We start from the raw sequence: 21,898 nt of genomic DNA, 5'->3' as shown, positions 1-21,898 counted from the left end.
GGCGCCCTCCATGGAGGGCGCCCCTTACGCGTTCCTACCGGTTCGCTACGGAACCTCGACCCAGACCGCCTCGGAAGGCGTGCCCTGGTCGTCCGTCACGAACAGCATGTAGTACCCGGAGGGCACCAGCGCCTGGTTCTTCGGCACGGTGACCGTGATGCCGTCGGACGTCTTCTTGACCTCCAGGGCGATGCTGCGCTGGTCCATGTCCGTCATGTGCGTGACGGCGCTCGGCCGCATCAGCTTCGCGGTGCGGATCGAGGAGGCGTGCTGCGTCTTGAAGGTGCCGGAGCCGCCCCGCGCGATCTTCTGCGGCCCGTCGGTGAGCTTGGGCCGCGAGTCGCGGTAGAGGTACGGCGGCGTGTAGATCTCGATGCGCTGCTCGAAGACACCGGGCCTGGTGTTGGCCTTGTCCGAGTAGAGCGAGTCGGAACCGGCGACCATGACCCGCCCGTCCGGCAGCAGGACCGAGCCCGAGTGGTAGTTGCGCCCCACGTTCGGGTCGGCGAGCCGCTTGAACGAGTTGCTCCTCGGGTCGTACGTCCTCGCCTCGTGGATGTTGGAGTCGCTGCGCCCGCGGTAGTCCTCGGAGCCGCCGGTGACCAGTACCGTGTCGTCGGGCATCAGCGAGGCGCTGGGGTAGCGGGTGCCCTTGTCGAGAGAGGGCCCGTCCTTGAAGGAGGGGTTGGCCGCCTTGGTGTCCACCAGGCGGGTCTTCTCGGTGGACTTCTCCGACTCGCCGACGCCGCCGCCGCCGATGACCAGGAACTTCTGGTCCTGGGCCGGCGGCAGCATGACCGTCGCCGAGGTCTCCAGCTGGTCCGGGTCGCTCATCCCGGGGATCTTCTCGAAGTTGTTGTTGGCGAGGTTCCAGATGCCGGGCTCACGGCCGATGTCGGCCGGGCCGTAGCCCGCGTTGGACCCCGAGTAGAACAGCTTGCCGCTCTCCAGCAGGAACAGCGAGGGGTAGGTCGGCAGCCGTCGTTCGAAGCCCGTGTACTTCCAGGTCTTCGTCTTCGGGTTGTAGATCTCGTCCTTGCCCGGGACGATCTGGCCGATCTCGTCGAGGCCGGAGGTCGCCAGGACCTTGCCGTCCTTGAGCGTGGTGAGCGAGGGGTACCAGCGGGCCTCGTTCATCGGGTCGACCATGACGTACTTCTCCGACGCGGGGTCGAACTCGTACGACTCGCGGATGCCCTGGAAGTCCTTCTTGTCCAGGGCGAGCTTCTGGGCTATCCCGTAGGTGTTGCGGGCGTCGGTGGCCTTCAGCCCCGCGATCTCGTAGTTGTCCTCGGTGCCGGACTCGTACTTCTTGCCCGACTGCCTGGCCTCGACGTAGATGCGGCCCAGACCCGGGTCGTTGCGCAGGAACTTCCCCGTGCTCCTGTCGAAGACCTTCTTGGCCTTCTCGACGAGGACCGGGTCCTTGGTGACGTACGTCCTGCCGTTCGTCTTGCCGGTGAAGACGGTGCCGGCGGGCAGCGTGATCGGCTTGTCCGGGTTCTCGTTGTGCACCACCATCAGGCCGCCGGCCTTGGTGACGTCACCTTCGAGCTTCTCGTACCGCTTCGTACCGCCCGCGACCAGCAGCTTGCCGTCGGGCAGCTGGGTGTGACCCGAGCAGAACATGTCCTTGGGGGTCGGGATCATCTTGTACGTGTTGGCCTTGGGATCCCAGAGGATCGACTCGAACTTGCCCGCGTCGAAGTTCTTCTGGTTGTTGCCCGACCCCGCGATCATCAGGACCTTGCCGGTGTGCAGCAGGGCCGAGTGGATCGTGTTGATCTTGAACTTGGCCGGGACGTCGAGGAAGTCCCAGTGGCCGTTCTCAGCCTTGTACTCGGGCCGGTTGATCTTGTAGTCGTGGTACTGCTCCGAACCGAAGCGGTACAGCGCGGGCCCGTTGAACGCCGCCAGAGCAACAACCACCGCGCCCGTGATCGACAGTCGTCGGGCCCGGCGGCTCAGACGGAAACTCATTTCTTACGTCCCCCAAGGGAAGAAATCTGCATGGTCTGGTCGGCCGGGGCCCAGCTCGGCCGCTGCTGCGGGGCGTGGCCGTCGGCGTGCTGCCCGGGGAAGGCGGCCCGCTCGTCGTACTCCGGGGCGCCGCCCGCGGAGCCGGGGCCCTGCTGCGGGCCCGGCTTGCCGTTCTTCTTCTCGTCGCGCATCCCCAGGCGCCAGGCGATGATCGGCGCCGCAGTGATCAGCAGGGCGAGCGTGGCCCAGGTGACCATCGCGGGGTGCGAGTGGCCCAGGACGTACGAGGCCGCGATGGACCCGGCGAAGACGACGATGAAGAACAGGTGGATCCGGAAGGTGCCGAAGAGGGTGTCCGGGCTGGACGAGTCGCCCTTGGGCGTCACGACGAAGCTGGACTTGCGGCGCAGCGCGGCGTCGAACAGCGAGCGCGCGTAGATCGGCGCGGAGAGCGCGGACATCGCCATGCCGGCCAGACCGCCGGAGCCCTCGGGCTCGTGCGGCGAGACGTTGTGGCGGCGGTTCCAGATGTAGAGGCCGATCTGGAGCGCGGAGGCGTTGCCGTACAGCATCATCCAGATGACCGGGTCGATCTGGACACCGGAGGCGCCCATGCCCAGGAACAGCGCGCAGGAGAGCGCGGCCAGGATCCAGTTCATGGCGGACATCGGGTAGAAGATGATCATCATCGTGTAGTTGAAGAGCTTGCCGGGGGGCAGCGTGCCCCAGCCCTTCCAGTACTGCTTGAGGATCGTCTCGTAGGTGCCGCGCGACCAGCGGAGCTGCTGGGTGAAGAAGTCGGTCCAGGCGGTCGGGCCCTCGCCGACGGCCAGCACGTCCGGGGTGTAGACGGAGCGCCACTTCTTGCCCGTCGCCGGGTTCTTGGCGCGGTGGATCTCGAAGCCCGTCGCCATGTCCTCGGTGATCGAGTCGTACAGACCGCCGATCTGCTTCAGCGCGCGGATGCGCACGGCGTTGGACGTGCCGACGAACATGGGGGCGCCGTAGCGGTTGCCGGCGCGCTGGATCAGGGCGTGGAAGAGGAACTGCTGCGACTCCGCCGCCTTCGTGACGAAGGTGTCGTAGTTGCCGTAGACCTGCGGGCCGATCACGAAGCCGATGTTCGGGTCGCGGAAGTAGCCGAGCATCCGCTCCAGGTAGTTCGGGAGCGGGATGTGGTCGGTGTCGACCGAGGCGAAGTAGTCGTAGTCGTCACCGTGCGCGTCCAGCCAGGCGTTGTAGTTGCCGTGCTTGGTCTTCGCGCGGTGCGGGCCCTTCTTCTGGTTCCACTTCGCGACTCCCTTGCGGGAGAAGTGGTGGACGCCCAGGCGCTCGCAGACGGCCTTGACGGCGGGGTCGTCGCCCTCGTCGAGCAGCCAGATGTGCAGCAGGCCCCGGTGGCGGATCTTGACCGCCGCCTCCAGGGTCTTGGTGACCATCTCCAGCGGCTCCTTGCCGGGCACGAAGGAGGTCATGAAGGCGACCCGGGTGCCGGTCTCGGGGACGACCGGGATCGGGTCACGCGCCACCAGCGTGGCGTGCGCGTTGGAGAGCACGTTCATGGTGCGGAAGAGTTCGATGAGGCCGATCGAGACCAGCATCACCACGTCGAGGGCCCGCAGGAGGTCGTCCTGGAGGTTCGGGTCGCGGTCGGTCCAGTGCCCCGGCTGCATCAGCCAGATGAACAGGGCCAGCGAGAGCAGCGGCGCGGCGCCGAGCAGCAGGGCCGCGCGGATGCGGTGCGGCTCCTGGGAGATCAGCGACCGGTACTGCACCTTGTACGGCTTGCTGGGGTCCGGCTGGGTCAGCGGACCCGCGAGCCGGCTGTAGTGCTCGTAGTCGTACCTGGGCAGCGCCTTCTGCTTGTCGCGACCCGGTCCCTGGGACTTCAGCTGTGGGGGCACCCGCAGCTGGGTCGTCTGGGTGGGGTCGTGGGTAGGGTCGTGGTACTGCCCGGCGCCGCTCGGCGTCGACGTCATGAGTCATCCCCCCGCACGCAAAACTGGCTGCGTGTGTTCGTAGGTCTGTTCGCTCGCTGGCGGTCCCCCTCGACCGTCCCGAACGCATCAATGGTCGGCCCGCCATCACCAAAGACACAGGACGGCAACCTTCCGGTTGCATGATGCCCGCCCCGAGATCTCCCGGTGAAAGGGGCCCCCACCCCGTGAGGTGCCCAAACACCCCGCATGGCCCGGCCGTCCCCCTGCCGGCCGTCCGAGCCTCAACTCGTCGAACCGTCCGCCCCATTGGAGCCATGGGCTCCAGGATAGGTTCCCCGACTCTTCATGTGATCGCAAGGGTCGCTGATCGCAGGGCTGCCGGAGTCCCGGGGCGGTCCCGGGGAGGGCCCGGGACCGTGGGAATGACCGAGACCCTCCCACCGGTGGTGGGAGGGTCTCGGTTGCGCGTGCGCCGCCAGGGACTCGAACCCCGGACCCGCTGATTAAGAGTCAGCTGCTCTAACCAACTGAGCTAGCGGCGCCTGCTGACTTGGAGAACTCTACCGGATGTGCCGCAGTGGTTTGAACCAGTGGGCGCCCGTGATGTCCATTTGCTAATAATACGTACCGTCAAGATGCGTTATGTCCGGGCAGTTGGGACACTGTGCCCGTGATCGAGTTCCAGGAGATTCAGCCCGCAGCCGACTGTCCCTGCGCCGGATGCGCCGCCCGGCGCCGGGTGTGCAGGACAAGGTCTCTTCCGGTACGTGACGGGGGTCACGCGGCAGTGCACGGAGCACGCCGCGCCCTGCTGCTGGTCACCGCCGCCGGAGTGGTGCTGGGCGGCGGCGGACCGGCCGGGGCGGCGGACCACGGCGGTGAGAGTGACGGACAACACGGCCACGCGGCCCGCCACGGGATCGATGAGGGGCTTGAGCGGACGGAGCGGCCCGAGCGGACGGAGCGACCCGAGCGGACGGAGCGACCCGAGCGGACGTGGCCGTCCGAACGGACGCGGCGGACGGAGCGACCCGGGCGGACGGACCGACCCGCGGGGACCGAGCGGTTCGACGGGAAGAAGGATCGTGAGAAGAAGAAGGGGAGGGACAAGGGGGACTGGGCGGGGGAGGAGGGGTGGTGGGACGCCCCGGCTCCCCAGGGCCGGGTCGCGCCGCTGCACGGCGGCCTCCCCGGCGGTCCCGCCGGCCCCGGCACCACCGGGGCGCCGGGGCCTGGCGGGACGTCCGCGGCGCCGAAGCTCAAGCCCGCCACCCGGGCCGAGATCATCAACCGGGCCAAGAAGTGGGTCGCGTCCGGTGTGCCGTACGACATGGAGAAGTTCTGGTCGGACGGCTACCGGCAGGACTGCTCGGGTTACGTCTCGATGGCCTGGGGGCTCGGCAGCAACGAGTGGACCGGCAGTCTGGCCGGCTACGGGGTGAAGATCGACCGCGACCAGCTGGAGCCCGGCGACATCCTGCTCTTCCACAACGCGTCCGACCCGCACGCCGGATCGCACGTGACGATCTTCGGCGGTTGGACGGACTACACCCACGGCCATTACCTCGCCTACGAGCAGACCCGGCCCAAGACCCGTAAGCAGGCCACCCCGCTCGGCTACTGGAACAACGCCGACCGCTACCTCGCGTACCGGTACAGGGGACTCGTCAGCGGCGCCGCGGTCCAGGGCGCGCCCGGTGCTCCCGTCTTCCCCGGGGCGGGCTCCTTCAGGCCGGGGCAGTCCAACACCTATGTGGAGCAGCTGGGCAAGCAGCTCGTGGCGAAGGGGTTCGGCAAGTACTACACGCAGGGCCCGGGGCCGCGCTGGAGCGAGGCGGACCGGCGCAATGTCGAGGCGTTCCAGCTGGCGCAGGGCTGGCGGGGCAAGGAGGCGGACGGCTATCCGGGGCCCGAGACCTGGCGCAGGCTGTTCGCCACGGGCGCGGCGGAGGTGACCCGATGACGGGCGAACCCGTGCTGCGCCGTCCCGTGATCGGCTACGAGTCCACGACCGAGATCCCCGTGCACCTGCTCTTCCGCGACGAGGCGGGGACGTCGTCCGTGCCGTCGGGGGCGACCGTCGTCGGACGGCGCAGGGGGACGGGCGAGCAGGAGAGAGTGACGGACGGCCGGAAGAAGGTGTCGGCCGCGCGGGGGGAGGGGTCGACCGCGCGGGGGGAGTGGCCGGACGTACGGGGGCAGGGGCCGGCCGTGCGGGGGCAGGGGGTCCCTGTCCTCGCGAAGGCATCGCCTGCTCCGGCATGTCCTGTCACGGCGTCCCGGGCCCCCGCGTCCGCCGCCCCTGCGATGCACGGCCCCGCGTCCCCCGCCCCGACGGCGCACGGGCCAGTCGAACATCACGGGCCCGCCGTGCCCGGGTGGGTGGCGGTGGCCGTCGGGTCCGGCGCCGCGGCCGGTTGCGGGGCGGTGCTGTGGTGGGCCGGTCTGCTGCCGGGCCCGGTACGGGAGCTGCTCGGGCTGCCGGTGCGTACCTTCGACGGGCTCGGCGGCGCGGGGTGGGCGGTGCTGGCCGGGCTGGTGGCCGTGGGGCTGTGCGCGTTCGGCGGGCTGGCGCGGGGACGGGAGGGGCAGGTCTCGGTGCTCACGCTCTTCGGCGCGTACCGGGGGAGTGTGCGGCGGACCGGGCTGGTGTGGCTGAGCCCGCTGCTGGCACGCCGCCGGGTTGACGTCACGCTGAAGCACTGGCGGAGCGAGCCGATGCCGGTGGTGGACAGGGACGGGATCGCGCTGCGTGCCGTCGTCCTCGTGGTGTGGCGGGTCGTCGACACGGCGCGCGCGACGTTCTCGGTGGACGATCACGCGAGTTGTCTGCGCGGGCAGGTCGAGGCGGCACTGGCGCGGGTGGCGTCACAGCATCCGGTGGACGCGGCAGGGGCGGGTGCGGGCGGCACCCGGACGCTGCGGGACACGGCGGCGGTCGGGGACGCGCTCACCCGGCAGGTGGCCGCGCGGGTGGCGGCGGCCGGAATCGAGGTGTTCTCGGTGCAGCCGGTGCGGATCGACTACGCGCCCGAGGTCGCCGAGGCGATGAACCGCAGGAAGTTCGCCGCGCTGGACGCCCAGGAGCGGGACCTGGCGCTGGCGAACGTGGTCGACGCGGTGGAGGACACCGTGCGCCGGCTGACCGTACGGGGACTGCTGGGAGAGCCGGACGATTACGAACGCAGAGCGCTGGTGCGCGAGTTGACGGTTGCCCACCTCAAAAGCAGATGAGTTCCGCCGAGTCTGCGCGACTTGGCACATTGGTCTGGACATGTTCAACTCCCGTCTCTACATTGAGGCTTGGTCTAGACCGGAAGTTCTGCCTCACCCGGGCAGCGCTTCACCGCGGCGCTGCGGCGGCGCGGAACTGTTCCATCGGGGCGGTGCTTCACCGAAGCGCCGCTCCACCACGCGCGCGTGCCGGCACAGCTCACAGTTCGACGGACTCCCCCACGTTCTCCTGGAGCGAAGCATGCGAAAAAAGGCAATGAGTGCCGCTGTCGTCGGTCTCGCGATAGCGGGCAGTACGGTGCTCGCCACCGGCAGCGCCAGCAGCCACGGCTACACCGACACCCCGATCAGCCGCCAGAAACTCTGTGCCAACGGCACCGTCACCGGCTGTGGTTCCATCCAGTGGGAACCGCAGAGCGTCGAGGGCCCCAAGGGCTTCCCGGCCTCCGGCCCCGCCGACGGCCGGATCTGCGCGGGTGGCAACACCGGCTTCGCGCAGCTGGACGACCCGCGCGGCGGGAACTGGCCCGCCACCAAGGTGAGCGCGGGGCAGAGCTACGGATTCCGCTGGCAGTTCACGGCGCGGCACGCCACGTCGGACTTCCGGTACTACATCACCAAGCAGGGCTGGGACCCGACCAAGCCGCTCACCCGGGCCTCGCTCGACCCGCAGCCGTTCCTGAACGTGCCGTACGGCGGCAAGCAGCCGCCCGCGACACTGACCCACCAGGGGAACTTCCCCGGCGGCAAGTCGGGCAAGCACGTCGTGCTGGCGGTGTGGAACGTGGCCGACACCACCAACGCGTTCTACGCCTGCTCGGACGTCCAGTTCTGAGTCAGTTCTGAGTCCGCCAGCCGGGCCGTACCCACCGAGGTCCCTTAGCACGGGCCCGTAGCAGGAAATCGAGCCGCCCCGACGCCGACGGGGCGGCTCACTCCGTATGGGTGAACCCGGCGGCGGGGTGCGGAGAAAGCCCGCGCGGCGGTGTCTAGATACGTACGGGAACCCGGGAGTCGCATCCCGGTCACGTTCTGGCTCCCGGCCCGTTCGCCGCCCCTCCCGACCGCCCCTCGCCGCACCGGAGGCCCACCGTGAGATCCGCACGCCGTCTGCTCGCCGCTGCCGCCGCCCTCACCGCCTGCGCGCTGGCCGTCCCCACCGCCGCCCACGCGGCCGGTTCCGCGCAGCGGCAGGACACCCCCTCCTACCGGGAGTACGTCTCGCTCGGCGACTCCTGGTCGGCGGACGTGACCGTCATCGGCATCGACTCCACGCACGCGCCCGTCGGCTGCGCACAGAGCAGCTGGAACTACCCCAAGCAGGTCGCGGAGCAGCTCGCGATCCCCACCTTCCGGGACGCCACCTGCGGGGCCGCCACCACCGAACACCTCGTCGCACCGCAGCGGGTCAACGTCCTCCCGCTGATCGCGACGGGCACCAACGACCCCCAGTTCGACCGCCTCACGCCGACCACCGACCTGGTCACCCTCGGCATCGGCGGGAACGACGCCGGGCTCGCCGGCGCGGTCACCGACTGCGTCAACGTGCTGCCCGAGCCGCTCGGCGTGTCCTGCCGGGCCACGTGGACGGCACCCGACGGCAGCGACCTCATGTCCAGGCGCATCGCCGACTCGCAGCCGAAGATCGTCGCGGCGGTACGGGGCATCAGGGCCCGCTCGCCGAAGGCGCGGATCCTGCTGGTCGACTACCTCGCGGGGGCGGTGCCCGACCGCGGCTGCTTCCCGTACGTCCAGGTGCACGACGAGGACCTCAAGTGGTTCGGCGCCCGGCTGAAGGAGCTGAACGGGGTGCTGGCCAGGGCCGCTGCCGACACGGGGGTCGAACTGGTCGACACGTACAGCGGCAGCATCGGCCACGACGTCTGCCGGCCCCCGGGCACCAGGTGGGTCGAAGGGGTGCTGCCCGTCTCGACGAACCCGCCGGGCCCCGCCGTGCCGTTCCACCCGAACCGCCTCGGCGCCGACCACCAGGCGGCGACGGTGCTCGCCGCGATCCGCCAGGGCTGACCGGCGGCGCGAGCGCCCGGCGCGACCGGGAGACCGTGGGGCCGCCCGGCGCGACCGGGAGACCGGGCGGGCGCCGGTGTGCGCGCGGGGCCGGTGCCCAGGACGCGCGGCGGCGCCGCCGCGCCCAGGACGCGCGGCGGCCCCGCCAGGACCGCCGCGCGGGGGCGGTACGGTCGTCGGGTGAAGATCCTCGTCACCGGCGGCGCCGGGTTCATCGGGTCGGCGTACGTCCGCATGGTCCTCGACGGCCGGCTGCCCGGCTGCGAGGACGCCCGGGTCACCGTCCTCGACCTGCTCACCTACGCGGGCAACACCGACAACCTGCCGCTGGGCCACCCCCGGCTGGACTTCGTCCACGGCGACGTCTGCGACCTGCCGCTGCTGCTCGGTCTGCTGCCGGGGCACGACGCCGTCGCGCACTTCGCGGCCGAGTCACACGTCGACCGGTCCATCGCCGGCGCGGGCGCCTTCGTGCGGACCAACGTCGAGGGCACCCAGAACCTCCTCGAAGCGTGTGTGCGCACCGGTGTCGGCCCGGTCGTCCACGTCTCCACCGACGAGGTCTACGGGTCGATCGCCGAGGGCGCCTGGACCGAGGACTCCCCGCTCGCCCCCAACTCCCCGTACGCCGCGTCGAAGGCGGGCGCCGACCTGATCGCCCGCTCCTACTGGCGCACCCACGGCCTGGACGTCCGCACCACCCGCTGCTCCAACAACTACGGCCCCCACCAGCACCCCGAGAAGCTGATCCCGAACTTCACCGCCAGGCTCCTCGCCGGGCTTCCCGTCCCGGTGTACGGCACGGGGGAGAACGTCCGCGAGTGGCTGCACGTGGAGGACCACTGCCGCGCGCTCCACCTGGTTCTCACCAACGGGGTGGCGGGGCGGGTCTACAACGTCGGCACCGGCAACGCCCTCACCAACCTCCGGCTGACCCGGCTGCTGCTGGAGCTGACCGGCGCCCCCGCGGACCTGGTGGAGCACGTCGCGGACCGCAGGGGGCACGACCTGCGGTACGCGCTGGACGACACCCGGATCAGGGAGGAGCTGGGGTACGCGCCGCAGGTGCCGTTCGCCGAGGGGCTGGCGCAGACGGTGCAGTGGTACCGGGCGGCGGCGAACCACGGGGAATGAGGAAGGCCCCCGAGCTCTCGCTCGGGGGCCTTCCTTCGTCTGTGCGCCGCCAGGGACTCGAACCCCGGACCCGCTGATTAAGAGTCAGCTGCTCTAACCAACTGAGCTAGCGGCGCTTGACTCGTAAATCGTACCTGGTCCGAGGGGGTGCTCGCGACCGGCACCAAAGGTAGCCGGACCGTCACAGGGAGAGCGAGAGCGCCATCGGAGTGGCCCTGCGGTTCAGCGCGTCGGCCGCCTCGCGCAGCCGGTGCGCGTGCTCCACCGGCAGGGAGAGGGCCAGGCAGCCCACGGCCGCCCCCGCCGTCAGGGGTACGGCCGCGCACACCGTCCCCAGCGCGTACTCCTGGAGGTCGAGGACGGGGACGGTCGGCGGCTGGCTGTCCAGCTTGGAGAACAGCACCCGCTCGCTGGTGATGGTCCTGGAGGTGAGCCGGGCGGTCCTGTGCCGGGACAGGTGGTCGCGGCGGCCGTTCTGGTCGAGCTGGGTGAGCAGGCACTTGCCCACCGCGCTGGCGTGCGCGGAGGAGCGGAAGTCGACCCACTCGTTGACCTTCGGGGTCAGCGGGCCCTCGGCGACCCGGGTCACCTTGATCTCACCGTCGACGTACCGGCCGAGGTAGATCGCCGCGCCGACCGAGTCCCGCAGCTGGTCCAGGGTCTGCTGGAGGCGCAGCTCGACGAGCTCGCGGCGGGTGGTGCCGGGCGCCCCGACGAGGTCGGGCGCCTCGCCCGTGACGTAGGTGCCGTCGGCGACCTGTTCCACGTACCCCTCGCGGCGCAGCATCAGCAGCAGCGGGCGAAGCTCGGCGGGGGTCAGCCGGGTCTCGCGGGTCAGCTGGGTGTCGGTGACGCCGTCGCTGTGCCGGGACACCGATTCCAGCACCCGCAGGGCGTGCTGCACCGAGTGCTGCGGCTGTCGCGGCTGCGGCGGCTCGGGCTTCAGCGGCACGGTTTCCCCCGGGGCCTCTCGTGAGCTCTGCTGTTCTGCGTCGTTCGTGCGTCGTCGTCCCAGGATAGCCGTCAACCCCCGCCGAAGGGGCGGGGGTTGACAAACCGACTCGTGCGCGCTTTCGGGGACGGGGCCCGTGAACTGGGCCCGTGCACCTCTGGCATATGCCGCAGTCAGATCACATTCGGCGGCCGGAGAGTCACGGGGAGAGGTCTCGGAGAACCCCCGTGGTCACGCTCGCACGCACCGTGCTCAGAGCACCGCGCCCAGGAACTCCCTGGTGCGCTCGTGCTCCGGGTCGCCGAAGATCTTCTCCGGCGGGCCCGACTCGATGACCCGGCCGGAGTCGAACATCAGCACGTCGTCCGAGATGTCCCGGGCGAAGTTCATCTCGTGCGTCACGCAGAGCATGGTGATGTCGGTCGTACGGGCGATGTCGCGCAGCACGTCAAGGACGCCGGCCACCAGCTCCGGGTCGAGCGCCGACGTGACCTCGTCGAGCAGCAGCACCTGCGGACGCATGGCCAGCGCACGCGCGATCGCCACCCGCTGCTGCTGTCCGCCGGACAGCTGGGTGGGCCTGGCGTCGATGCGGTCGCCGAGGCCGACCAGGTCGAGCAGGTCGCGGGCGCGCTGCTCGGCCTCGTCCTTGGACAGGCCGAGGACGCGCACCGGCGCCTCGGTGATGTTGCGCAGCACGGTCATGTTCGGGAACAGGTTGAACTGCTGGAAGACCATCCCGATGTTCTTGCGCACCTCCCGCAGCTGCTTCTCGCCCTGCGAGGGGAAGAGCTGCTGCCCGTTGACGTGGATGGTGCCCTCCTCGGGCTTCATCAGCGTCATCAGCAGCCGCAGGATGGTGGTCTTTCCCGACCCGGAGGGCCCGATCAGGGTCACGTGCTTGCCCGGCCTGACCGAGAAGCACAGGTTGTCCAGCACGGTGTTCCTGCCGAACCGCTTGGTGACGTTGTCGAACTTGATCAGGTCACCGGCGGTCGGGGGGACTCGGGGGGTCTCTACGGACTCAGCGGACAAGACGACGCTCCAGGGCTCGCAGCAGAAGGGACGCCGGGTAGGCGATGAGGATGAAGGCGAGGCCGACCACGGTCAGCGGCTCGGTGTACTGGAAGGTGGACGCGCTCTCCAGCCGGGCCTGCTGGAGCATCTCCAGCACGCTGATGCCGGCCAGCAGGGGCGTGTCCTTCAGCATCGAGACGACGTAGTTGCCGAGCGCGGGCACGATGCGCCGGATCGCCTGCGGCAGGATCACCGCGAACCAGGTGCGGTGCGTGGGCAGGCTGAGCGCGGTCGCCGCCTCCCACTGGCCGACCGGTACGGCGTCGATGCCGGCCTTGTAGACCTGGGCGGTGTACGTCGAGTAGTGCAGACCGATCGCGACGGTGCCTGTGGTGATCGCCGAGAACTGCACGCCCCACTCCGGCAGCACGAAGAACAGGAAGAACAGCTGCACCAGCAGCGGGGTGTTCCGGATGAACTCGGTGACGACGTTCACCGGCCACCGTACGAAGCGCGAGGCCGAGCGCAGCCCGAAGGCCCACACCAGCCCCAGCGAGAAGGACAGCAGCGAGCCGAGGGCCAGCACCTGGAGGGTGAGCAGCACCCCGTCCCAGAAGCGCGGCATGAAGTCCGCGACGGCGGACCAGTCCCAGTTGCTCATCGCGTACCCCCGGAGATCTGCGCCTTCACGTCAATCCCGATCCCGGCCTTGGACCTGCGCTCCAGCGCCTTCATGCCGCGCGTCAGGATGAACGCGATCACGAAGTAGATGACGAGGGTGATCGAGTAGATCTGCGCGCTCTCCTGGGTGGCGAGCCGCACCAGGTAGGCGGCGAACGACACGTCGCCGATGCCGAGCAGCGACACCAGGGCGGTGCCCTTCAACAGCTCGACCAGCAGATTGCTGAACGGCGGGATCATCTCCGGCACCGCCTGCGGCAGCAGGATCAGCCGCATCCGCTGCCAGGGGGTGAAGCTGAGCGCGACCCCCGCCTCGCGCTGCGCGGGAGTGACCGAGGCGAGCGCGCCGCGTACGACCTCCGCACCGTACGCACCGTAGGAGAGGCCCAGGGCGAGCACCGCCGCCCACATGGGCACGAACGCCCAGCCGATCAGACCCGGCACCACGAAGAACAGCCAGAACATCAGCACCAGCGCCGACGTGCCGCGGAACACCTCGGTGTAGGCCCCCGCCAGGAAGCGGACGATCCACAGCCGGTGGGTCCGCGCGATGCCGGTCACGAAGGCGACGAAGGCGGCCAGCAGGGCCGAGTAAACCGTCAGTTGCACGGTCGTCCAGATCCCCGGCAGGATCCAGTGCTGCCACAGTCCCGCGCTCATCGGCACAGCTCCTTGGCCGTCAGCGTCGTCATCTCCGACTTGGTGAAGCCGAACGGCTGGAGGATGCGGAACAGCTCGCCGCTCTTCTTCATCCTGTGGATCTCCACGTTGAAGGCGTCGCGCAGTTCGGCGTCCAGGCTGCGGAAGGCGAAGCCGCCGCCGTCGATCTTCTTCTTGCCGTCGACCAGCGGCGCGAACGGCTCGGTGGCCTCCGCCTTCGTGCTCTTCCTGACCACGCCGCGCCCGGTCAGCGCGGTACCGGCGAAGACGTCGACGCGTCCGGACTCCACGGCGTTCAGGCCGGCCACCGGGTCCTGGAGGATCACCAGGTCCTTCTCCGGGATGCCGGCGGCGACCGCGTAGTCGATCTGCGCGTAACCGGTGCCGGTGGCCATCCTGGTGCCGGTCCGCTTGATGTCCTGGTACGAGGTGAGCTTCTTGGGGTTGCCCTTCGGCACGATGAAGGAGTCCAGCATCTGGTACTCCGGATCGGCGAAGATGACCTGCGCGCACCGGTCCTTGTTGATGTACATACCGGCCGACACGACGTCGAACTGCTGGGAGTTGAGGCCCGGGATCAGCGAGGAGAAGTCTGTCGCGACCGGCTGCACCTTGGGGATCCCCAGCCGCTTGAAGATGACCTTCGCGAGTTCGACCGCCTCGCCGGTGAAGTTCCCCTGCTCGTCGATGAATCCGTACGGTGCCTCACCGGCGATGCCCATCCGCACGATGCCCTGGGACCTCAGCCGGGCGAGCGTGTCCCCGGTCGGCACCTTGCTGCACCCCGCGACCCCGAGCGCCCCCGCCGCGCCCAGTGCCGCTCCGCCCGCCAGGAGAATCCGCCTGGATATCGGCCGTCGCTTTCTACTCTCTTCACTTCTCGTAGGAGCCATGGGCGCGCGGCTACCCAAGTGCGCACTTTCTACTCCGATCAATTCCGGCCGCCGGGGCCGCAGATGCCCCCTTGACGGGAGTAAAGCTCTGCGCACGATGGGAAGATGACCGACCGATTCGTGGATATATCGCTCGACAAGCGCGGTGTGAGCTGCACCGCGAAGCTCCTCGACGACAAGGCCCCGATCACCTGCCAGGCAGTCTGGGACGCCCTCCCGCTCGGCGGCGACGTCTACCACGCGAAGTACGCCCGCAACGAGATCTACGCGCTCTTCCCGTCCTTCGCCGCCGCCGAGCCCCCGCTGGAGAACCCCACCGTCACCCCCATCCCGGGCGACCTCTGCTACTTCTCCTTCGCCGGCACCCAACTGGCCACCGGCTCGCACGGTTACTCCGCCGACCACGTACGCCAGGACCGCCCCACCATCGTCGACCTCGCCCTCTTCTACGAGCGCAACAACCTGCTCCTCAACGGCGACCAGGGCTGGGTGCCCGGCATCGTCTGGGGCACGGTCGTGTCGGGCCTCGACGCCATGGCCGACGCCTGCCAGGACCTGTGGCGAACCGGCGCGGTCGGCGAGACGCTGAGCTTCCGGCGGGCCTGAGGAGGGTGCGCGGCGGAGTCGGGGGAACACGAACCCGGCGCCGTTGCACGGGGGTTGAGCGGTACGGCGCAACAGCCGACCGCCGACCCGAAGGAGCACCCGATGCACGACAGTCCGCCCGCATCGCACCTGGAACCGGAGCTGGGCTTCGACTGGGAGTCGGAGAGACGGTGGTGGGACTCCGGTTGGGCCGCGTCCGCGATGGTGATCGCGGTCGCGGCCGCCCTGGTGGGTGTGTGGGTGTGGATGTACGGGGGCTTCGTGCTGTGGGTGGCGGGAGCCTGCGCCGTGATCATGGCCGCCTGCGCTCCCTGGGGGGTGCGTCTGGGACGCAAGGTGGCCGCGGAGGCCGGAGCCCCCGCCCGCTCGCTACCGGTGCTCAACCGCCGTCTGCGGGACGGGCGCATTCCCGACGGGCCGCAGGCGCGGGCGGCGATGCTGATGCTGGGCCGGAGGTATCTGCGGACGGCCCGGCACAACCGCTGGACGTACCCCGTGGTGATCACCGCCCAGCTCCTGAACGCGGTCACCCAAGGCCTGCAGGGCCACTGGTGGCCGTCCTGCGCATGGCTCGGCGTGGCGGTCTTCTTCGCCATCACCGGTCTCCTCCTGCGCCGTACGAGCGCGAGGATTTCCCGCACGGTGGCCCGCCTTGAGGAACCCCGTGCGCAAATGCCCGGCATGTGAACCCCGTTGAATTGTTCCGGCCCGCTCCGTACCGTCCGCCGGACATCCGGAACAGTACGGAGGGACAGAACCCCCATGGACATGGACGCGAGACCCGGCGAGTACGAGGCCCGTGGCAGTGACGTCGACTGGGAGGGGGAGTGGCGCTGGCACGACGCGCGGTGGGCCGGGAACGCGGTGTTCGTCCTCGGGGCCTGCGCCGTGTCGGCCGTGGGCCTCATGTTCGGTACGGGGCCCGGGATCCGGGTGAGCGCCGTCGCACTGGTGCTGACAGCGTTCGTGATCTGGGCGAACACCAGGATGCTGAACCGGCTGAGGTCCGAGACGGGCCTGACGCACCGCAAGCTTGCGGTGGTGATGCGGCTCTCCCGGCGGGAGCACGTACCCAGCGACCCGGTGGCCAGGGAAGCGATGGTCCAGCTGCTCAGGATGCAGAACAGCAAGGCGGCGGGGGCTGGCTGGACGCGGCCCGTCGGCGCGGTGTTGCTGCTGCTGGTCGCCCTGTTGCAGTTTCAACTCGGGAACGTGCTGCTCTCCGTGGCGGCGCTCGCCGCCGGCGGCTACCTGGCCTCGCCCTTCGGTCTCGTGGCGCGCACCGAGGCCCGTCAGAAACGGCTGGAGGCCCGCCTCGTCGCGCTGACGGCCGACCCGCCCCCGGCGCAGGACTGACACGGGCGGCCGGGCGGAAGGACCCGGGGGCCAAGTGGCCTGAAGAGGGCCGTGCGGGTGAGCGATCGGTGGGAAATCCCGGCAGAGACCGTGCCCGGCGCCCGTCTCATTCGTCAGCCCGGTAGGCGACATCCCCCTGTGGCCACACGATATGGGCATCTGGAGCAATCACCTTGAACAGCGGAAGCAACGGAATCAACGGAAGCAACGCAAGCAACGCAAGCAACGCAAGCAACGCAAGCAGCACCACCTGGCGACATGCCCCCACGAAGGTGCGGGCGCACCGCGTCTGCGCCGTCGCCGTCACCGCGGCCACCGCAGGATCTGTCCTGGCCGCGGGCGTCGCTGTCGCGCCCGCCCAGGCCGCGCCCGTGACCACCACCGTCACCCCTGCCGCGCTCGGCGCCGCGCTCGCCGCGCCCAAGGCCCCCACGGTCACGGCCAAGGGCGCCTTCCTGATGAACGCGGGCACCGGAGCGACCCTCTACGGCAAGGGGGCCGACACCCGGCTGCCCACCGGCTCCACCACCAAGATCATGACGGCGAAGGTGGTGCTCGCGGCCAAGGGCCTCGACCTGAACTCCAAGGTCACGATCCAGAAGGCGTACAGCGACTACATCGTCAAGAACAACGCCTCGTCGGCCCGTCTGATCGTCGGCGACAAGGTCACCGTCCGGCAGCTGCTGTACGGGATGATGCTGCCGTCCGGCTGCGACGCGGCGTACGCGCTGGCGGACAAGTTCGGCACGGGCAGGACGCGGGACGCGCGCGTGAAGTCGTTCATCGGGAAGATGAACGCCACCGCACGCTCGCTCGGCCTGAAGAACACGCACTTCGACTCCTTCGACGGAGGCGGCGGCAAGGGCAACTACTCGACGGCCCGCGACCTCACGAAGCTGGCGGTGAGCGCGATGAAGAACACGACGTTCCGGGCCGTCGTGCGGACCACGTCCACCAAGCAGCGCACCCTCACCAGGTCCGGCGGCCACCGCGACATGGCGTGGACCAACACCAACCCGCTGCTGAGGAGCTACAAGGGCACGCTGGGGATCAAGACGGGGTCGGGCCCGAACGCGAAGTACTGCCTGGTCTTCGCCGCCCAGCGCGGTGGCAAGACCCTCTACGGCACGCTGCTCGCCTCCTCGTCGGACGTGAACCGCGCCAAGGACGCGGGCAGGCTGCTCGACCACGGCTTCAAGCGCTAGCCGCCACCCGGCCAGCCCCTACAGGGTTCCCGACCCCGCCCCCGGCCCCGGGATCGCCGCCACCCCCGCCTCGTACAGTGCCTGCGCCACCCGCAGCACCGTCGCGTCCCGGTGCCGGGCCGCCACCACCTGTATCCCCACCGGCAGCCCGCTCCCGTCCAGCCCGCACGGCACCGTCGCCGCCGGCTGCTGCGTCAGGTTGAACGGGTACGTGAACGGCGTCCACCCCGTCCACCTGCGCAGCCCCGACCCCCTAGGCACCTCGGCCCCCGCCTCGAAGGCCGTCGTCGGAAGGGTCGGGGTCACCAGGACGTCGTACGTCGTGTGGAAGTGGCCCATCCGGCGGCCCAGCGCCATCCGGGCGTCCACCGCCGCCAGGTAGTCAAGCGCGCTCATCCGCGCCCCCGCCGCGCAGATCTCGCGCAGCCCGGGGTCCAGGGCCTCCCGCTGGTCGCGGCCGAAGCGCTGGACCACGCGGGCCGCCCCGCTGAACCACAGGGTGTGGAAGGCCTCCACCGGGTCCGCGAGGTCGGGGTCCGCCTCCTCCACGTACGCCCCCAGTCCGGCCAGCCTGCCGACCGCTGCGCGTACCGCCGCGGCGACGTCCGGGGCGACCTTCACCTGGCCGCCGAGGGTCGGTGAGTACGCCACCCGCAGCCCGCGCACCCCCTCGTGCAGGCCGGCGCCGGCGGTTTGTGCGCCGTCGGGGACCGGGGACTGCGACCAGTCCCGCCAGTCCGCCGTCCCGGACAGCACGTCGAGCAGCAGCGCGCCGTCGGCCGCGTCGCGTGCCATCGGCCCGGCGTGCGCGAGTGTCCCGAACGGGCTTGACGGGTAGAGCGGTATCCGGCCGTAGGTCGGCTTCAGGCCGAAGATCCCGCAGAACGAGGCCGGGATGCGCACCGAGCCGCCGCCGTCCGTGCCCACGGACAGCGGAGCCGCCCCGGCCGCGACGGCCACGGCACTCCCGCCGCTCGACCCGCCGGAGGTGCGGGCCGGGTCGTACGGGTTACGGGTGACCCCGAAGCGCGGCGAGTCGGTGACGCCCTTCCAGCCGAACTCCGGGGTGGTGGTCTTGCCGACCAGGACCGCCCCGTGCTCCCGCAGCCGCGCCACGGAGGGCGCGTCCTCGCTCCAGCTCCCCGCCTCGGCCACCGCGTGCGAACCGCGCAGGGTCGGGGTGCCCGCCGTCAGGAGCAGGTCCTTGACCGTCACCGGGACGCCGTCGAGCAGGCCCTGCGGCTCCCGTCGCCGCCATCGCTCCTCGGCGGCGCGGGCCTGCGCCAGGGCCCCCGCGTGGTCGATCGAGACGAAGGCGTTCAGGGAGGGCTGGATCGCCTCGGCCCGTTCGAGGACCGCACGGGTCGCCTCCACGGGCGACAGTTCGCCCTTCTCGTAGGCACCGAGGAGCTGGTGTGCGGTGAACGCGGTCGGTTCCGTCGGTTCAGTCATGCATGGGGACGTACCCAACATTCTTGTCGACTACATTCGGAAGCGGCCGTCCGCTCTCCCAGAGGTCGTACAACTCCAGGAACTGACTGCCCAGTTCGTCGCGCCAGCCGACCACGTCCCCGCTCATGTGCGGCGAGACGGTCAGCCCGGGGACGTCCCACAGCGGGCTCCCGGGATCGAGCGGCTCCTGCTCGAAGACGTCGAGCGCGGCCCCGGCGATCCACCGCTTGGTGAGGGCGGCCAGCAGGTCCTGCTCCACGACCAGTTGGCCGCGCCCCACGTTGACGAAGTACGCCCCGGGGCTCATCGCGTCGAAGGCCCGCGCGTCGAACATGCCCCGGGTGGTGTCGGTCAGCGGCGCCGCGCAGATCACCCAGTCGGCGCGCGCCAGCAGCGGCACCAGCTCGTCCGGCCCGTGCACGCCGGGGCGCGCGGTGCGCCCCGTCAGGGCGACGACCACCCCGAGCGCTTCGAGGGTCCTGGCGATCGCCCGCCCGATCGGCCCGGAGCCGACCACCACGGCCCGGGTGCCCGCCACCCGGCGGGTCTCGCGGTGGCGCCAGCGCCGCTGCCGCTGGAGTTCGTTCGTCCCGTTGAAGTCCTTGGCCGCCGCGATGACCAGCCCCGCGACGTACTCCGCGATCGGCTGGTCGAAGATGCCGCGCGCGTTGGTGACGACGGTGTCCGACGCGGCGAGCTCCGGACACATCAGATGGTCCACCCCGGCGCTCGCGGTGTGCACCCAGCGCGGGCGTGCGCCGTCGCCCGGCCATGCGCGCCGTACCGCGTCGGAAAAAAAGTCCCACACCAACAGCACATCTGCTTCGGGGAGTTGACTACTGATCGTCGACTCGTCACCGTGCAGAATGCGGGTCCTTCCGGTCAGGCTGCCAAGGCGCGGCAGCGGTTCGGCGTCGAGGACGAGAAGGGTCACATCACTCATGGCGGAGAAACCGTTTCGTAACGTCTGACATACACAGATGGTGTACGGATCGACCACACTCGTACCCGCAACCCACGGTCGTCAACACCCGTTCCTGGGGGCCGCATTGGACATTGACTTTCTCGGTGGGCCACAGCCGCAGCGCGGCGTGGGCGTGGTGGCCCCGTTCGACTTCGCACTCGACCGGGAGCTCTGGCGCTGGGTGCCGGACGGCGTCTCCCTCCACCTCACCCGCACCCCCTACGTCCCCGTCGAGGTCAGCCTCGACCTCGCCCGGCTGGTCAGTGAGCACCAGACGCTCCGCGAAGCCGTCCGGGCACTGATCGCCGTCGAACCACAGGTGATCGCGTACGCCTGCACATCCGGCAGTTTTGTCGGCGGCACCACCGGGGAACGCGCCATGTGCGAGGCGATGTCCCGGGCCGGTGAGACCCAGGCCGGGGACCTGCCGTCGGTGACCACGTCGGGCGCGCTCATCGAAGCGCTCGGCGAACTGGGCGCACGACGCATCGCCCTGGTCACCCCGTACACGGAGTCGGTGACGCGGTCCCTGGAGGAGTACTTGGCGGAAGCGGGAATCGTCGTGACGGGCCGCGAGTTCCTCGGCCTCACCCGGCACATCTGGAAGGTGCCCTACCGGGACGTGGTGGACATGGCGCGGCAGGCGGTGGTCGGCGCGGCCGACTGCCTCTTCATCAGCTGCACCAACCTCCCCACGTACGACGTGATCCCGCAGCTGGAGGCCGAACTGCGGATGCCCGTGATCTCCGCGAACCAGGTCACCATGTGGTCCGCGCTGCGCAAGCTCGGAGCACGGGCGGTCGGCCCGTACCAGCAGCTGATGATGGCCACCGGGCCGCGGCTGCCCACGGTGCTGCCGCAGTCCCCGGCGGCTGTGCCCGAGGCGCTCGCGCGGGGCCAGGTCTTCGCGCAGGGGGAGATCTTCGCGCCGGACGAGGTGTTCCCGCAGGCGCTCGCGCCGTTCCCGGACGTGCTGCCGCCGGCCGCGGGGCCGGCCGCCCTCCCGCCGACGCTCCAGGACCCCCCTCCGCTCCCCGAGCAGGAAGGACCGAAGTGACATGACAGCGATCGGATTCCTCTACCCCGGCCACTCCGCCGAGGACGACTATCCGCGCATCGAGATGATGCTCGCCGCCCCCGACGTCCGGCTGCCCCTCGTCCACACGGACATCGGCACGGACGCGCACCGCGTCGACGCGCTGCTCGAAATGGGCTCGGCGGACAGGCTGGCGGCGGGCGTCGAGGAGCTGCGGCTGGCCGGCGCGGAGGCGGTGGTCTGGGCGTGTACGAGCGCGAGTTTCGTGTTCGGTCACGACGGCGCCCAGGAGCAGATCCGCGAGCTGGCCCGGACGGCGGGCCTGCCCGCGTCCTCGACGTCCTTCGCCTTCGCCCACGCGGTACGGGAGCTGGGGGTGAGCCGGGTCGCGGTCGCGGCGACCTACCCGGTGGACGTGGCGGACCTCTTCCACGACTTCCTCAAGTCGGCGGGCACGGAGGTCGCCTCGACGCGCGGCAGCGGAATCATCACCGCCGCGGAGGTCGGCACCTGGGGCCGCGCGGAGGTCCTCGCACTGGCCAGGGCGGGCGACCATCCCGACGCGCAGGCGGTGCTGCTGCCTGACACGGCGCTCCACACGGCCGAACATCTCGTCGAACTGGAACGGGAGTTGGGAAAGCCGGTCCTGACGGCCAACCAGGTCACGGTCTGGGAGGGCCTGCGGCTGGCGCAGCGCACGGTGCGGGCGCCGAGGCTGGGGGCGCTGTTCGGCGGGTAGTCGCGCAGGGCCGTGGGTCCG

General features: G+C 70.4%; 21 protein-coding genes and 2 tRNA genes. 11 read left to right on the top strand and 12 right to left on the bottom strand.

All coding sequences use genetic code 11. The annotated features are described in order from the left end of the window. Positions 1–45 precede the first annotated feature (45 nt). The 3 genes from ACIQM4_RS17860 to ACIQM4_RS17850 form a co-directional block, all read right to left on the bottom strand. Positions 46–1,980, bottom strand: a complete 1,935-nt coding sequence (locus ACIQM4_RS17860) for a galactose oxidase-like domain-containing protein (RefSeq protein ID WP_401592245.1) — start codon at positions 1,978–1,980, stop codon at positions 46–48. Then, positions 1,977–3,959: a glycosyltransferase family 2 protein gene (locus tag ACIQM4_RS17855; protein ID WP_401592243.1), complete on the bottom strand. Its 1,983-nt coding sequence runs from the start codon at positions 3,957–3,959 to the stop codon at positions 1,977–1,979. Before ACIQM4_RS17855 ends, ACIQM4_RS17860 begins: the two co-directional genes overlap by 4 nt. A 429-nt stretch (positions 3,960–4,388) precedes the next feature. Beyond that, a tRNA-Lys gene (locus tag ACIQM4_RS17850) sits at positions 4,389–4,462 on the bottom strand. 197 nt (positions 4,463–4,659) lie between these two features. Between ACIQM4_RS17850 and ACIQM4_RS17845 the strand changes: the two genes are divergently transcribed. The 5 genes from ACIQM4_RS17845 (at position 4,660) to rfbB (ending at position 10,316) form a co-directional block, all read left to right on the top strand. Next, positions 4,660–5,883, top strand: coding sequence for a peptidoglycan-binding protein (locus tag ACIQM4_RS17845; RefSeq protein WP_401592373.1), 1,224 nt, complete (start codon positions 4,660–4,662; stop codon positions 5,881–5,883). Next, positions 5,880–7,154: an SPFH domain-containing protein gene (locus ACIQM4_RS17840; protein WP_401592241.1), complete on the top strand. Its 1,275-nt coding sequence runs from the start codon at positions 5,880–5,882 to the stop codon at positions 7,152–7,154. The genes ACIQM4_RS17845 and ACIQM4_RS17840 overlap by 4 nt, the downstream gene beginning before the upstream one ends. 241 nt (positions 7,155–7,395) lie before the next feature. Then, positions 7,396–7,989 carry a lytic polysaccharide monooxygenase gene (locus ACIQM4_RS17835; protein WP_401592239.1) on the top strand — a complete coding sequence of 198 codons (594 nt, stop codon included), beginning with the start codon at positions 7,396–7,398 and terminating at the stop codon, positions 7,987–7,989. A gap of 257 nt (positions 7,990–8,246) precedes the next feature. Continuing rightward, positions 8,247–9,182: an SGNH/GDSL hydrolase family protein gene (locus ACIQM4_RS17830; RefSeq protein ID WP_401592237.1), complete on the top strand. Its 936-nt coding sequence runs from the start codon at positions 8,247–8,249 to the stop codon at positions 9,180–9,182. A gap of 180 nt (positions 9,183–9,362) precedes the next feature. Continuing rightward, positions 9,363–10,316: a dTDP-glucose 4,6-dehydratase gene (gene rfbB / locus ACIQM4_RS17825; protein ID WP_401592235.1), complete on the top strand. Its 954-nt coding sequence runs from the start codon at positions 9,363–9,365 to the stop codon at positions 10,314–10,316. Positions 10,317–10,358: 42 nt separating this feature from the next. Here rfbB and ACIQM4_RS17820 read toward each other — a convergent pair. From ACIQM4_RS17820 to ehuB, 6 genes are all read right to left on the bottom strand, one after another. Then, a tRNA-Lys gene (locus ACIQM4_RS17820) sits at positions 10,359–10,432 on the bottom strand. 65 nt (positions 10,433–10,497) lie between these two features. Further along, positions 10,498–11,268, bottom strand: coding sequence for an IclR family transcriptional regulator C-terminal domain-containing protein (locus ACIQM4_RS17815; protein WP_401592233.1), 771 nt, complete (start codon positions 11,266–11,268; stop codon positions 10,498–10,500). Positions 11,269–11,520: 252 nt separating this feature from the next. Further along, the gene (gene ehuA / locus ACIQM4_RS17810) at positions 11,521–12,303 is read right to left on the bottom strand and encodes an ectoine/hydroxyectoine ABC transporter ATP-binding protein EhuA (protein WP_401592231.1); all 783 of its coding nucleotides are present in this window, start codon (positions 12,301–12,303) and stop codon (positions 11,521–11,523) included. Then, on the bottom strand, positions 12,293–12,946 hold the full coding sequence (ehuD, locus tag ACIQM4_RS17805; protein ID WP_401592229.1) for an ectoine/hydroxyectoine ABC transporter permease subunit EhuD: 654 nt from the start codon (positions 12,944–12,946) through the stop codon (positions 12,293–12,295). The genes ehuA and ehuD overlap by 11 nt, the downstream gene beginning before the upstream one ends. Next, positions 12,943–13,626: an ectoine/hydroxyectoine ABC transporter permease subunit EhuC gene (gene ehuC / locus ACIQM4_RS17800; protein ID WP_401592227.1), complete on the bottom strand. Its 684-nt coding sequence runs from the start codon at positions 13,624–13,626 to the stop codon at positions 12,943–12,945. The genes ehuD and ehuC overlap by 4 nt, the downstream gene beginning before the upstream one ends. Next, on the bottom strand, positions 13,623–14,519 hold the full coding sequence (gene ehuB / locus ACIQM4_RS17795; protein WP_401592225.1) for an ectoine/hydroxyectoine ABC transporter substrate-binding protein EhuB: 897 nt from the start codon (positions 14,517–14,519) through the stop codon (positions 13,623–13,625). The genes ehuC and ehuB overlap by 4 nt, the downstream gene beginning before the upstream one ends. A 105-nt stretch (positions 14,520–14,624) precedes the next feature. Between ehuB and ACIQM4_RS17790 the strand changes: the two genes are divergently transcribed. The 3 genes from ACIQM4_RS17790 (at position 14,625) to ACIQM4_RS17780 (ending at position 16,481) form a co-directional block, all read left to right on the top strand. Beyond that, on the top strand, positions 14,625–15,125 hold the full coding sequence (locus tag ACIQM4_RS17790) for a DUF3830 family protein (protein ID WP_401592223.1): 501 nt from the start codon (positions 14,625–14,627) through the stop codon (positions 15,123–15,125). 102 nt (positions 15,126–15,227) lie between these two features. Beyond that, a complete protein-coding gene (locus tag ACIQM4_RS17785; RefSeq protein WP_401592221.1) occupies positions 15,228–15,812 on the top strand; it encodes a hypothetical protein in 585 nt (194 codons plus the stop codon). An 81-nt stretch (positions 15,813–15,893) separates the two neighbouring features. Next, positions 15,894–16,481: a hypothetical protein gene (locus tag ACIQM4_RS17780; protein ID WP_401592219.1), complete on the top strand. Its 588-nt coding sequence runs from the start codon at positions 15,894–15,896 to the stop codon at positions 16,479–16,481. Positions 16,482–16,587: 106 nt separating this feature from the next. Here the strand turns inward: ACIQM4_RS17780 and ACIQM4_RS17775 are convergent, their stop codons facing one another. Then, a complete protein-coding gene (locus ACIQM4_RS17775; protein ID WP_401592385.1) occupies positions 16,588–16,797 on the bottom strand; it encodes a hypothetical protein in 210 nt (69 codons plus the stop codon). Between ACIQM4_RS17775 and ACIQM4_RS17770 the strand changes: the two genes are divergently transcribed. Beyond that, positions 16,754–17,686 carry a D-alanyl-D-alanine carboxypeptidase family protein gene (locus ACIQM4_RS17770; protein WP_401592217.1) on the top strand — a complete coding sequence of 311 codons (933 nt, stop codon included), beginning with the start codon at positions 16,754–16,756 and terminating at the stop codon, positions 17,684–17,686. The two genes, ACIQM4_RS17775 and ACIQM4_RS17770, sit on opposite strands and share 44 nt — an antisense overlap. Positions 17,687–17,704: 18 nt before the next feature. On the opposite strand, the gene ACIQM4_RS17765 is transcribed toward ACIQM4_RS17770, so the two are convergent. Then, positions 17,705–19,138: an amidase gene (locus ACIQM4_RS17765; protein ID WP_401592215.1), complete on the bottom strand. Its 1,434-nt coding sequence runs from the start codon at positions 19,136–19,138 to the stop codon at positions 17,705–17,707. Continuing rightward, positions 19,131–20,081 carry a D-2-hydroxyacid dehydrogenase gene (locus ACIQM4_RS17760; RefSeq protein ID WP_401592213.1) on the bottom strand — a complete coding sequence of 317 codons (951 nt, stop codon included), beginning with the start codon at positions 20,079–20,081 and terminating at the stop codon, positions 19,131–19,133. The genes ACIQM4_RS17765 and ACIQM4_RS17760 overlap by 8 nt, the downstream gene beginning before the upstream one ends. Positions 20,082–20,187: 106 nt before the next feature. Between ACIQM4_RS17760 and ACIQM4_RS17755 the strand changes: the two genes are divergently transcribed. Further along, positions 20,188–21,159: a decarboxylase gene (locus ACIQM4_RS17755; protein WP_401592211.1), complete on the top strand. Its 972-nt coding sequence runs from the start codon at positions 20,188–20,190 to the stop codon at positions 21,157–21,159. Between the two features lies 1 nt (position 21,160). After that, complete coding sequence (locus tag ACIQM4_RS17750) at positions 21,161–21,877, top strand: decarboxylase (RefSeq protein ID WP_401592209.1); 717 nt, start codon at positions 21,161–21,163, stop codon at positions 21,875–21,877. Positions 21,878–21,898: the final 21 nt, after the last annotated feature.

The sequence above is a fragment of the Streptomyces sp. NPDC091272 genome (assembly GCF_044757485.1).
GTDB lineage: Bacteria > Actinomycetota > Actinomycetes > Streptomycetales > Streptomycetaceae > Streptomyces.
This window is presented reverse-complemented; position numbering and strand designations above follow the sequence as displayed.

Coding starts and splice junctions, on each gene's coding strand:
- ACIQM4_RS17860 (WP_401592245.1), bottom strand. CDS start 1,980: ATGAGTTTCCGTCTGAGCCGCCGGGCCCGACGACTGTCGATCACGGGC.
- ACIQM4_RS17855 (WP_401592243.1), bottom strand. CDS start 3,959: ATGACGTCGACGCCGAGCGGCGCCGGGCAGTACCACGACCCTACCCAC.
- ACIQM4_RS17840 (WP_401592241.1), top strand. CDS start 5,880: ATGACGGGCGAACCCGTGCTGCGCCGTCCCGTGATCGGCTACGAGTCC.
- ACIQM4_RS17835 (WP_401592239.1), top strand. CDS start 7,396: ATGCGAAAAAAGGCAATGAGTGCCGCTGTCGTCGGTCTCGCGATAGCG.
- ehuD (WP_401592229.1), bottom strand. CDS start 12,946: ATGAGCAACTGGGACTGGTCCGCCGTCGCGGACTTCATGCCGCGCTTC.
- ehuC (WP_401592227.1), bottom strand. CDS start 13,626: ATGAGCGCGGGACTGTGGCAGCACTGGATCCTGCCGGGGATCTGGACG.
- ehuB (WP_401592225.1), bottom strand. CDS start 14,519: ATGGCTCCTACGAGAAGTGAAGAGAGTAGAAAGCGACGGCCGATATCC.
- ACIQM4_RS17790 (WP_401592223.1), top strand. CDS start 14,625: ATGACCGACCGATTCGTGGATATATCGCTCGACAAGCGCGGTGTGAGC.
- ACIQM4_RS17785 (WP_401592221.1), top strand. CDS start 15,228: ATGCACGACAGTCCGCCCGCATCGCACCTGGAACCGGAGCTGGGCTTC.
- ACIQM4_RS17780 (WP_401592219.1), top strand. CDS start 15,894: ATGGACGCGAGACCCGGCGAGTACGAGGCCCGTGGCAGTGACGTCGAC.
- ACIQM4_RS17765 (WP_401592215.1), bottom strand. CDS start 19,138: ATGACTGAACCGACGGAACCGACCGCGTTCACCGCACACCAGCTCCTC.
- ACIQM4_RS17760 (WP_401592213.1), bottom strand. CDS start 20,081: ATGAGTGATGTGACCCTTCTCGTCCTCGACGCCGAACCGCTGCCGCGC.
- ACIQM4_RS17750 (WP_401592209.1), top strand. CDS start 21,161: ATGACAGCGATCGGATTCCTCTACCCCGGCCACTCCGCCGAGGACGAC.